General features: G+C 37.6%; 10 protein-coding genes and 1 riboswitch. Of the genes, 4 read left to right on the forward strand and 6 right to left on the reverse strand.

What is annotated here, in order from left to right; all coding sequences use genetic code 11:
* The first annotated feature begins 117 nt into the window (after positions 1-117).
* The 4 genes from ACIQXF_RS18620 to ACIQXF_RS18635 are packed head-to-tail and all read left to right on the forward strand — an operon-like array spanning position 118 to position 3,834.
* Positions 118-1,251, forward strand: a complete 1,134-nt coding sequence (locus tag ACIQXF_RS18620; RefSeq protein ID WP_402785841.1) for a SpoIIE family protein phosphatase — start codon at positions 118-120, stop codon at positions 1,249-1,251.
* Positions 1,252-1,257: 6 nt separating this feature from the next.
* Positions 1,258-1,677 carry an ATP-binding protein gene (locus ACIQXF_RS18625; protein ID WP_402785844.1) on the forward strand — a complete coding sequence of 140 codons (420 nt, stop codon included), beginning with the start codon at positions 1,258-1,260 and terminating at the stop codon, positions 1,675-1,677.
* A gap of 27 nt (positions 1,678-1,704) precedes the next feature.
* A complete protein-coding gene (locus ACIQXF_RS18630; protein WP_402785847.1) occupies positions 1,705-3,399 on the forward strand; it encodes a methyl-accepting chemotaxis protein in 1,695 nt (564 codons plus the stop codon).
* Positions 3,400-3,447: 48 nt separating this feature from the next.
* Entirely contained in the window at positions 3,448-3,834 is a 387-nt protein-coding gene (locus ACIQXF_RS18635; protein WP_402785850.1) for an STAS domain-containing protein, read from the forward strand.
* A 68-nt stretch (positions 3,835-3,902) separates the two neighbouring features.
* On the opposite strand, the gene ACIQXF_RS18640 is transcribed toward ACIQXF_RS18635, so the two are convergent.
* From ACIQXF_RS18640 to ACIQXF_RS18665, 6 genes are all read right to left on the reverse strand, one after another.
* Complete coding sequence (locus ACIQXF_RS18640; protein WP_402785853.1) at positions 3,903-5,249, reverse strand: sodium-dependent transporter; 1,347 nt, start codon at positions 5,247-5,249, stop codon at positions 3,903-3,905.
* A 263-nt stretch (positions 5,250-5,512) separates the two neighbouring features.
* Positions 5,513-6,100 carry an ECF transporter S component gene (locus ACIQXF_RS18645; RefSeq protein ID WP_402785856.1) on the reverse strand — a complete coding sequence of 196 codons (588 nt, stop codon included), beginning with the start codon at positions 6,098-6,100 and terminating at the stop codon, positions 5,513-5,515.
* A 397-nt stretch (positions 6,101-6,497) separates the two neighbouring features.
* A riboswitch (FMN riboswitch) is annotated at positions 6,498-6,693 on the reverse strand.
* Between the two features lie 347 nt (positions 6,694-7,040).
* On the reverse strand, positions 7,041-8,333 hold the full coding sequence (locus ACIQXF_RS18650; RefSeq protein ID WP_402785859.1) for an RNA polymerase subunit sigma: 1,293 nt from the start codon (positions 8,331-8,333) through the stop codon (positions 7,041-7,043).
* Positions 8,330-8,863: an RNA polymerase sigma factor SigX gene (gene sigX, locus ACIQXF_RS18655; RefSeq protein ID WP_402785862.1), complete on the reverse strand. Its 534-nt coding sequence runs from the start codon at positions 8,861-8,863 to the stop codon at positions 8,330-8,332. Before sigX ends, ACIQXF_RS18650 begins: the two co-directional genes overlap by 4 nt.
* Positions 8,864-8,948: 85 nt before the next feature.
* Entirely contained in the window at positions 8,949-10,724 is a 1,776-nt protein-coding gene (locus ACIQXF_RS18660) for an ATP-binding protein (RefSeq protein WP_402785865.1), read from the reverse strand.
* Positions 10,717-11,433 (reverse strand): response regulator transcription factor, encoded by a 717-nt coding sequence (locus ACIQXF_RS18665; RefSeq protein WP_049668637.1) that lies wholly within the window; start codon positions 11,431-11,433, stop codon positions 10,717-10,719. Before ACIQXF_RS18665 ends, ACIQXF_RS18660 begins: the two co-directional genes overlap by 8 nt.
* Between the last annotated feature and the right edge of the window lie 183 nt (positions 11,434-11,616).

Raw genomic sequence — 11,616 nt, forward strand, 5'->3', positions numbered from 1 at the left:
TTCTAAATTATTCATTTTATAAGTAATTATGGCGTATATACTTATAGTTAGAAATTATTATGTTAGCTCCCTAGAAATCTTCTGTTAAAGATACATAAGGCGGTGAATGTAGTAGGCATGTCAGTATTAATTATTGGCAGCGTAAGTAATGATGTGTTGCGTCTGCAAAAGTATTTTCATCGTATCGACATCAAAAATATTCATTGCTTTTCAACGACCGAAGCTGCAATGAACTATTTATTAGATTCTTCTTTACAAGAAGAGCTGGAATTAATTATTCTCGATGCCAAAATGACGCTCAAAAATTGCGAGGAAATTTGTCAGCACATTAACGCATTGAAAAACTGGATTGACGTCCCTATCCTTCTTTCTACTACTTATGAAAAAACCATTACCATTGATAGGGTTTTTGAAGCTGGTATTTTCGATTTTATTTTAAAACCATTTGATTTCACTCAATTTAAGACTCGGATTCAGGTAGCCTTAAAATATCAGTGGGAAGCCAAGCTTCGAAAGCAGCAAGAAAGTATGATTCAAAAGGATTTATTGATCGCAAAAAAATTTCAAAAAAATGCATTATCACCCCCATTAAATCTCGAGCATATTCAAATTGATGGGCTTTACGTGACATCCAATTCACTAGGAGGTGACATGTACTGCTGGTTTAGGATTAACGAACATTTAACAGCAATTCTTCTATACGATGCGATGGGGCATGGTATCGCCGCATCACTCGTAACCATGTCCATTAGATCTCTATTAAAAGGCATCATTACGAAATTAATTGATCCAGTGGCAGTAATGCGAGAACTCAACCGGCAAATTTATGAGCTATTCTCTGATGAAGATATGGATCGTTTTTTATTGACGGCAATTTATATACTTATCGATACAAAAAACGGAACTTTACACTATGTGAACGCGGCTCATCCTTCTGGTTTTTTATTTGGAAAATACGGAGAAACGGTGTTTCTTCCTTCGAATACGTCGATCCTCGGACTATTCCCTACTATTCAAATAAATAAAAAAACAATACCTTTATCTGGTTGGCATCGTATTATCCTTTATACGGATGGATTATTGACATTAAACAAGCAAAACGTAATTGATATGGACTTTTTTTATTCTTATGCTTCGCAAGATAATAGTTACGCCCTTCAAAAATTTTCGCAAAAGTACGATTTATTTGATAGTGATTACAGTGATGATATAACAGTAGTTTCAATAACAATTACATTACAGGGTAGGTGATTGGTGATGGAATTCACACTCAATGTAAATCCTGATACACAAGCTATAGCCTTTATAGATCAAATTATGGAAAATTATACAAGTTTATATAATCTACCTTATAAACGAGAATTACGCTTTGTCGTACATGAATTAGTCATAAATGCTGTTGAGGCTATGGAAAAAATTAATACATGCTCTAAAAAGGAAATTCAAGTACACGTAACCCAATCTAACGAAGAAATAAAAGTAACAGTCACTGATGAAGCGAAAGGAATTGCAGAAAATGATTGGGATAAAGTTCTGCAATTTGATTTAAACGAACCCGATTATGCGGATCGCGGACGCGGCTTATTGTTTGTTCAAAATATGGTCGATCATATTTGGTTTGAAAAAATTTCTGAAACAAAATTTTTAGTTGGTATTTCAAAAAAGATTCATGTATAAAGTACACATAAAATTGGAGGATTTTTTATGAAGCTGTCTATCCGAAGAAAAATAAATTTGCTGATATTTGTTTGTATTTTATTACTTACTTCCCTTTTGGCAGGAATAAATTTTTATGTTTCCAAGAACAATCTTTTAGAAAGTGCTAATACAAAACTTTTATCAGATATTCAGGTAAGCTACGAATATTTAAATGCTAAGTTCCCCGGAGAATGGTCCATTAAGAACAACCAACTATATAAAGGCGATATCAAAATGGCAGACAATTTTGAGGTAGCTGATAAAGTTGGAGAGCTCACAAATGGCAACGCTGTATCAATCTTTCAAAACGATACTCGTATTAGTACAAATATAGTCGATAATGGCCAACGTGCATTAAATACAAAGGTTTCTGATGAAGTTGCAACTGTTGTATTAGGAGAAAAAAAGCGTTTTATCGGTTCCGCAAATGTCTTAGGAAGTATGCACCAAGCAGCCTATGATCCTATTTTAAATAGTCAAGGAGATGTTATCGGGGTATGGGCGACTGCTGTTCCAACTGCTCCCTATATCAGCATTGCTACAAAATCCGCCCTCGAAAATGTAGCGATTTCCTTAGTAATTGCCACTTTAATGATTGGAGGAATTAGCTGGTTTTTACAAAGACAAATTGTCAACCCTATTAATATTTTAAGTACGAATGCCAAAGATCTAGCAGATCTAAATTTAAATGTAAAATTATTAAACCCTAAAGGCAAAGATGAGATTGCGGATCTAGCAAGCGCCTTTAGTAATATGAAAAACCGCTTGACGGATACGATGACAATTGTTGCTGGTAGCGCCAATCAAATAGCTAACTCCTCACACTCTTTAGCAGAATCATCACATCAAACAAGTGAGGCTTCTAACCAAATTGCACTTACGATGAATGAAATTGCAGTTGGCACTACGACTCAATCTGATCAGGCCGAACGAATAGTAACAATGATGCAAAAAACGATTGAAGAAGTATCCAGCAGCTTACAAAAGGCCGAGAGTACCTTAAATAATGCTATAGAATCAACCCATATTGCCCGTAAAGGTGAAGAAGCTATTAACGAAGCTATTAAGCATTTAAGTGATGTTACGAAAACAGTGTCTTATGCAACTGATTCTATCCAAAAGTTAGGTAAACGCTCCGAAGAAATCGGTGGCATTATTACCGTTATCACAGGCATTGCGGAGCAAACAAATCTACTTGCACTTAATGCAGCTATAGAAGCAGCGCGAGCAGGTGAGCAAGGAAAAGGCTTTGCTGTCGTTGCCTCAGAGGTTCGCCAACTAGCGGAACAATCAAGTTTAGCATCAGGACAAATCACTGGCCTCATAAATGATATTCAAGCTGAAACGTCCGTGACAGTGCGGACGATGGAAAGTAATCTGTTGGCAGTAGAAGAGCAAGTAACCATTATTAATAAAGGAGGAACTGCTTTAAAAGAAATCGTGGAGAAAGTTGTCGAAACGGAAAAAGGTGTTGAGCAAATGAAGGCTGCATTTACGCATGTAAACGATAACTCCTTAAATGTGCAACAGGCTGTCCAAGATATTTCACGTATCATCGAAGACTCTGCAGCAGCAACAGAGGAAATTGCTGCAACATCCGAAGAACAATATGCAACTGTTGCAGAAATCACACAAAGCTCAGATGAGTTAGCATCAATTGCTGATAAATTACAAAATGAAGTCAATAAATTCAAGTTTTAATGTTTTACGAATTCCCAAACACGAAAAAGAAAATGGAGGCGCTATAGTATGAATCAGAAGAAAATTGCGATGGATATTGACACAAGGGCTGATTATATTTTGATTGCGTTTACTGGTGATTTAGAATATGGGATGATTGAAGAAATAAAAAAAGAGCTCCAAACGCTCAATTTGGATACAAAGCTTGGATATATTATCGATATGCAAAAGGTAACAAATATTGATAGTACCGGCTTTGGCATGATTGTCAATTTCGCTAAAAAGGTATCTGTAAAAGAAAAGAAAATCGCCATTATTGTCGTCGATGATTTCATTCGCAACTTGTTTGCTATTTCGCAGGTCGATAAAGTATTCCCTATTACGAAAAGCGAGGAGCAAGCAAGAAAGATTATTAAAGAAGGTTGGCTGGGCGAACTATCACTTAGCGAGTATTAACTCTATTGTTGCCCCATCATTATAAAAAAGTAGGGTGTATTCCTGTTAGATGGAATACACCCTATTCTTTAATATTGTATAAGCATATTGAATAAAACAACAATAATGACAATAGGCACTACTATTAACATTAATAAACGATACGTTGAGTAATAACCCTGCCCCATATGACTCCCCATTAGTAATTCTTTCTTCACAAATTCTTTATCAACTACATGCGCAATAAAGATAGCAATCAGTAAGTTACCTAATGGGAGCATTAAATTTGAAACTAAAAAATCAGTTGCATCAAAAATTGTTTTCCCAAAGATCGATACATCCACTAAGGTGCTTGATGAAAGTGCCGCTGGAACTGCAGCAATAAAGACTACTACACCTAGTAACAGTGTCAATGCTGAGCGTGACATTCGCCCTTTTTCTATAAATGCAGCAACGATAATTTCGTATAAACTGAAGGAAGATGTTAACGTTGCGAATAAAAATAATAATAAAAACATCGCCAAGAACACTTCGCCAAACGGCATTTGACTAAATGCGGTTGGCAGCACCATAAATAATAAGCCCGGTCCAGATGCCGGCTCTAAATCAAAAGCAAATACTACAGGGAAAATCGCTAATCCTGCTAATAACGATACAAGCACAGTTAAAAGAACAACTGAGCCCGCTGAGTTTGGTAAGCTCACATCCTTCTTTAAATAGGAGCTGTACGTCACAAGACAAGAAAATCCTACTGCCAGGCCAAAGAAGGATTGTCCTAACGCTTCTAATAGAGCCTTTCCAGTAATATTAGAAAAGTCTGGCCATAAGAAGAATTTGACACCTTCCATCGCCCCATCTAATGTTACCGCCCGCACAACAAGCACAATAAACATGATAAATAACAATGGCATCATAAACTTGTTGGCCTTTTCGATACCATTTTGCACACCAAGGGATATCACTAGTACGTTTGCTAGCGTAAACAACCCTAAGCCTAGCAATGTAATCCAAGGCGTACCTATAATCTTTCCAAAAAGTTCACTAGGATCGTTGGCAGGATCAATAACAGCCCCAGTCACACCAAGGCCACTATAAATAAAAATCCAACCTCCAACAACGCTATAAAAAGTTAATAATAAAAAACAGCCTAGCACCCCTATACGACCAATCCATGCCCAGCCTGTTTTCGTTGGTGCTATTTTTTTATATGCAGTGACAGCCTCAGACTGTGTACCACGACCTAAAACATATTCTGATAATAGCATCGGTAAACCAATCAGCAATGTAAATAGAACAAAAATAAGAAAAAATGCTCCCCCGCCGCTTTGTCCAGTAACATATGGAAGTTTCCAAATTGCCCCTAATCCGATTGCTGCACCTGCTGATGCTAAAATAAAGCCTAATTTACTAGACCACTGTCCCTTTTTTTCACTCATCTCTACAAAACTCCTCATTTCTAAACTCTACCTTATTCTACACGAAAATACTACGCTCGACTATATCAAATTCCATTACCTAATTACCTAAATTACCTAAATTCCAGCCCATTTGGATGATCTATCCGTCACATTTGCAATTCTATCCGCCAATTTATACGTTCTACCCGTCACTTTTACATTTCTATCCATCATTTCGATTGCTCTATCCGTCTCATACAAAAAAACCTCGAGCATTTAATCACTCGAGGTTTCTTCCTATATTATTTAGTTACATACACTGAACGCTGTTTTACAATCCATTTGCGCATAGTTGTGAATAGTAATGCCATAACGGCAGTTAATAAAACACCTTTCACAATATTAAATGGTAAAATCCCAGCTACAATCATTTTATATAGTGAATCACCTACAACAGGTTCCATACCTAAAAAGTAAGTGTACATCGGTAAAAATACTGCATAGTTTAGAAAACTCATACCCACTGCCATAACGACTGTTCCAGCTGCTAAACCTCCAACAAGACCCGCCATTGTCTTAAAGCGATTAAAAATAAACGTTACTGGTAAAATAAACAAAATACCTGTAGTAAAGTTCGCGATATGTCCTACCGGCACTCCCGTTGGTGTACCCGAGAAGATCCAATCTAAAATATTTTTAAATAATTCTACTAAAATACCGGCTACTGGCCCCATTGTGATAGCCGCTAGTAATGCTGGCATATCACTAAAATCCACTTCCAAAAACGCCGGGAATGGTGGAATTGGGAAGTTAAAAAGCATTAATAAAAACGAAATACTACTCAGCATGCCAATCGTAATAAACGATTGAAGTTTAACATTTTTCTTCATCGAAAACTCTCTCCTCTTTGCTGATTCAATCTCGCAAGAAGAAAGGTTACGATCCATTGTTATTTATCAATTTCGCCTTGGCGTAATTGCGTCCGGATTTTGAATTGTGCGGGCACAATTCATTCCTTTGAAAATCCGTGACATCCGCCGGAGGCTTTATCTTCATTCAGTAGATGTTTCGACCACTGAAAAGGAAACAAAACCGCATTCATCTCCCCACCTGTAGAGGTGAGAGTCTTCTACTGAATGAAGATAAAAAACCCTTATGCAAAAGAGCATAAGGGAGAAAAGGCATGATTAAAAAACGCCATTGATTAGCCATTTTGAGCAAGCTGTGAAAGTCACATCAAATAACACTCGTAATAGCTAAAATCATAACAACGAATGACGATCGTACCTCCATCTTCTCCCATCCAGACTATAACTGTCGGCCTTGGAATTGCACCAAGTCAGCCATGCAAAAAACTTTGCACAGGTCGCGGGCTGAAGAGTCTTTTGTAAACCATTCGAGCCAATGTCTCTGATAGAAAACATTAGCGATTTACAACCCTATTACCGCCGGTCGGGATTTTCACCCTGCCCCGAAGATGAATCAATATTATTTTATACTACAGCTTTACTATAATGAATTATTAAGGAAAAGTAAATAGTTCTGTTTAAAAAATCCGATTAGATTCATATGTTTTGTGGATGCCCTGTTGTTTATAGAGTCGACAATTGCAACATAGAGAGAAACTTAATCAGTGTTTTTTTCATCCTCACTAATTATTAGTCTTCACTAATCGGGCTTTTACGGCCTCTTTTGCTTTCGCTGACCGTTGAGGTGGGAGTCTTTATCTGACGTTTCGCTTCTGGTACAGATAAACTGACAGGAGCATTCTCGACTACGCAAGAATGCTCCTGAAATTGATTTTCCAGCCTATTCTTCAAGTGTTGAAGTTTATGGCATATATTGTTTATTGGCTCCCACTGGCTTTGGTAAGAATTTTGTTAAATCAAATCCTTCCCAGCTTTCCTGTACAACATTGTCTAGACGTAATTGTTTATCAAAGCTTGCAGCAGTGAGCATCATTGCCTCAATTAACTGTGTCGCACGAACTGGATCCATTGCTGTTAAATCAAGAGGCTCTTCAAATGTAACGATAACACCTTCCGCTACCTCACTTACAGTATATGTCATATTTTCAGGCACGACTGATTTATATATATCATCATTTATATTACTCATATCTGTAATAGCTTCTGTAACAGTGGGAAAAGCTCGACGAAAATCAGGGGATAAATACTCTGCTCCATCTTCGTTCTGGTATAAATAATAATTAAAGTGATTTGAGCTTGTTAACGCCATGGACTTACTAGGTTCTCCTTCCTGAGAAAATTCATAAGCTGTACCATCTGGATTTTCAAACTCAATATCGTTATACTCGGAATCTGAGAATGTATCCTGTAATGTTCCCAAGTACTCATTAACTGCCGCAGAAGCAATATCATAATCATTATTCTCTGGCAATACATGAATAATTTTATCGCCCTTTTCTTTCAATTCCCCTTCATATGGATGATAGGAAGTAAAACCCTTCGCTTCCTCTTCAATTTGTGGAGCATACTTTTCATACATTTTTAAAGTTGTAGGCTTATCTTCTCCAAAATCAGTAGCAACTCGTTCATTTGGAATGATATATGTCATCGGTACACTTTCCGCATCACGGCTTGCTAAACCGATATGGAATACAACTGCATCTGTCAAATCTTCCTCATATACAGATGATCGCAGTGACATAATGCGTTCATGTTCTGCTACAATGTTAGAATCCATTAAAGCGTCATGTTTTTCAACACTTTTTGCAGCTCGTTCATCCTGCATTGTAGAGTAATTAGCAGTTTCAGGAGCACTAGCTTGATCCACGTTTATATCTTTATTTTTCAAAGACATGGAGCCTACAATTACTGTTAGGGCGAAAACAGCTGCAACACCCATAAAGATTGGCCATCTACGTACTTTACGTTTTGTTGTCACTGCTGTCTCAGTACTTTCCTGGTGTTGCTGTTCTTGCAATGTTTTTTCTTCATCTATTGGTAGTTTTATAGCTTCTTGAAGATGGATATTATCCTGCAATCGAGCATCTGCCAATAATCGATTTAATACTTCTTCTTTGGAACGGCGGTCAGAGAGCTTAGGGGCATTGTTCAGTACATGTTCAAGATGGTCGTCATCAAATTGGTTATGTGTCATTGCCGTTTCGCCTCCTGTTCTCTAGCCTGTTGTAGCTGTTGCCTTAAAAATTTAATAGCACGATGCTGTGTGGTTTTTACCTTTGCTTCTGTCCAATCTAGTATTTGCGCTGTTTCTGCAATTGATAAATCTTGAAAGTAACGCATAATAATGACCATTTTTTGGTCACCTGTACAGTTTTCAAGTGCTGACTCTACCTGCATAAATTCATCACTGGCCTGTAGCATTTCTTCCGGTGATGGTGTGGTTGAATGTAGCTGTTCCGTTTCCCAGTCAAAAAAATCAAGTGAATGCTTTTGGCGTACAGCCTGCTTTCTAAAATGATCGATCGCGACATTTTTAGCAATAGCAAAAAGCCATGTCTTTTCACTACTTTTTCCCGCAAACTGCTCATATGAGCGCAATACACGAACATAAACCTCGTGGGCTAAATCCTCAGCAAGTGTACGGTTTTTTACTAAATAAATAAGAAACTGGAACACATCTTTATGGTATGCATCGTATAGTCGATGGAACACGGAGTCATTCAAAGCACTCCACCCCCGTTCTATAAATTTGTCGTCTAATGTTCACAGAAGTTTCATCCAATTAATACCACTAAATGTAGAGATGATATTAATCAAATGGTAAATAAAACGTGAAGGTAGTACCCTCTTTCATCACACTATCTACCATAATATTGCCTGAATGTGCTTTGACAATATTTCTAGCAATAGCTAACCCTAGGCCAGTTCCTCCTTTAGAACGCGTACGTGCCTTATCTGCTTTGTAGAAACGTTCAAAGACATACGGCAGATCTTCTTGAGGAATCCCATGCCCGGTATCTTGAACAGATATCTTGGCAAAGGTTGGCTCCTGTTCAACCTTTACTGTTACTGATCCTTCATCTGTATGACGAAGGGCATTATCAACTAAATTCGTTAACACTTGTTCAATCCGATCCTCATCAATGCTAATCATGGCCTCATCATTAAATTCACTATCAAATACCAGATTGACATGCTTCTCTTTTGCAACCTGCGCAAATTTTTGTGTAATCCGTTCAAAGGTTGAATTAATCGGTAACTCATCTTTGTATAGTGTCATATGACCTGATTCCATTCGTGCAAGATCTAATAAATCTGTTACGAGACGTCCCATACGCTTCGACTCATCATAAATAATTTTGGTAATCTCATTACGTTCTTCTTGATCCTGAATAAAATCATCATCCATTAAAGCCTCTGAATAGCCCTGAAGCATTGATATCGGCGTACGAAGCTCATGGGACACATTGGCAATAAAATCTGAACGGAGTTTTTCTAAGCGATGTTGTTCCGTCATATCACGAATAACTGCAACGGCTCCACGTATCGATTCCTCACTATAAAGGGGACTAATTGTAAACGTATAGTAGCTTCCGTCCATCTCAATTTCCTCTTCAAGCTTATCCTCAAACATCAATACATGATCGAGCATATGATAAAGCTCTGGTGGAATCGGTTTTGCACTTTGTGAACCCTTATTGACAAACCATGTTTGCATTAAGCGGTCAGCCGGTGGGTTGCTTAGTAATATTGTACGATCACGATTAAATGTAATGACTGCATCTGTCATCGATGTCAAAATATTTGATAGTTGTTCATTTTCTTGATTAATAACTTCTAAATTATGTTTCAGTTGACGGCCCATTTGGTTAAAGGCAACGGCAAGCTGACCGATTTCATCATTTTGTGTTGTCGGCATTTTCGCTTCAAAATTTCCTTTAGCAATCTCAAATGCCAATTCACGCATTTTACGTAATGGAGAGGTAATACGTGATGATAGGAAAAAGGCGAAAAATGTCGTAAGCACAAAGGCAATGAAAGCTGACAAAAAGACAATCTTCGTCGTCTCTTTCGATGTTTTATGTAGTGCATCTGGACTTTGATAAATAAAAACAGCCCCGTGCACTGCATTTTCCACATTCACTGGAAATCCAAGCACGACATATGATTCCATTTTTTCCTTATCTGTAGAAGACGGCATCATCATTTCCTTAATAATCGGTTTATCAGATTGATAAATCCCTTGGAAAGATTTATTCGCTAATATCGCATCTTGTATTTCTTTTTTGTTTACGCCTTCCTGTAAAGCAAACGATACTACATCATACCCCGTTGCAATTAGCGCATTCGTACTTTCAGGTAAAATATCTTTTAATAACTCCGAGGTCGATTCTGCTGTTTCATTATCATCTACAATACTTGCAACTGTTGCAGCAGTTTGGCGCAAGGAAATTTCTGCTTGCTGCATATGGTAATTTTGAAGAAACTCCAGCATTAAAACCGTGAAAACAAATAATACAAATGAAACGAGAAGCAATATGGTTACCCATAGCTTCCCGACAACACTATTCCATATTCTATTCATTGACAACCTCAAATTTGTAGCCAACGCCCCAGACAGTAACAATCATCTTTGCAGCGTTTTCAGATACACGATTGAGCTTTTCTCGTAAACGTTTCACGTGCGTGTCAACAGTACGCAGATCGCCAAAGAAGTCATAGTGCCAAACTTCTTTCAGTAATTGTTCACGGTCAAATACTTTGTCAGGCGATTTCGCTAAGAAATAAAGTAATTCATACTCTTTAGGCGTTAAATTAACCTCAATACCCTCTGCTGTTACACGATGGGCATCATGATCGATCATTAAATGTTGGAACACAACAAGATCTTTTGAAGAAGATGCATTTGTAGAAGGTGAGAACGCTTGTGAACGACGTAAAATGGCCTTTACTCGCAACACAACCTCACGAGGACTAAAAGGTTTAACAATATAATCATCTGCCCCAAGCTCGAAGCCTTGTACACGGTTCGCTTCCTCACCTTTCGCAGTTAATAAAATAATCGGTGTTGCTGCACGTTCACGGATTTCCGCACATACTTCTAGTCCGTCTTTTTCAGGCATCATTATATCTAATAAGATGCAGTGATACTCTTTTTCTAAAGATTTTTCGATCGCTTGTTCACCATTTTCTGCTTCGTCAACAAGGTACCCTTCTCGCTCTAAATACATTTTTAATAAGCGTCGAATACGATCCTCGTCATCTACTACTAATACTGAAATATTTTCTGACACTTGCACGATCCCTCTCTTCCAATCTTTCTCTACCTTCTATTGTACATGGTACAACACATATTGAAAAGAAAAGAAAGCCCTCTTGTCACTAAAGTGTACCCTTTGTAAAGGACATTTTAAAAAAAGCTCTAGGCAACTTGAAGAAGATGATGTCTGTATTGTGCAGGTGTCATCTTTTTTAGG

Source organism: Lysinibacillus sp. NPDC097231, assembly GCF_044761885.1.
Lineage (GTDB): Bacteria > Bacillota > Bacilli > Bacillales_A > Planococcaceae > Lysinibacillus.

Bases quoted from the DNA above. Each gene is read 5' to 3' on its own strand.
- ACIQXF_RS18620 (WP_402785841.1), top strand. From the start codon at position 118: ATGTCAGTATTAATTATTGGCAGCGTAAGTAATGATGTGTTGCGTCTG.
- ACIQXF_RS18625 (WP_402785844.1), top strand. From the start codon at position 1,258: ATGGAATTCACACTCAATGTAAATCCTGATACACAAGCTATAGCCTTT.
- ACIQXF_RS18630 (WP_402785847.1), top strand. From the start codon at position 1,705: ATGAAGCTGTCTATCCGAAGAAAAATAAATTTGCTGATATTTGTTTGT.
- ACIQXF_RS18635 (WP_402785850.1), top strand. From the start codon at position 3,448: ATGAATCAGAAGAAAATTGCGATGGATATTGACACAAGGGCTGATTAT.
- ACIQXF_RS18640 (WP_402785853.1), bottom strand. From the start codon at position 5,249: ATGAGTGAAAAAAAGGGACAGTGGTCTAGTAAATTAGGCTTTATTTTA.
- ACIQXF_RS18645 (WP_402785856.1), bottom strand. From the start codon at position 6,100: ATGAAGAAAAATGTTAAACTTCAATCGTTTATTACGATTGGCATGCTG.
- ACIQXF_RS18650 (WP_402785859.1), bottom strand. From the start codon at position 8,333: ATGACACATAACCAATTTGATGACGACCATCTTGAACATGTACTGAAC.
- ACIQXF_RS18660 (WP_402785865.1), bottom strand. From the start codon at position 10,724: ATGAATAGAATATGGAATAGTGTTGTCGGGAAGCTATGGGTAACCATA.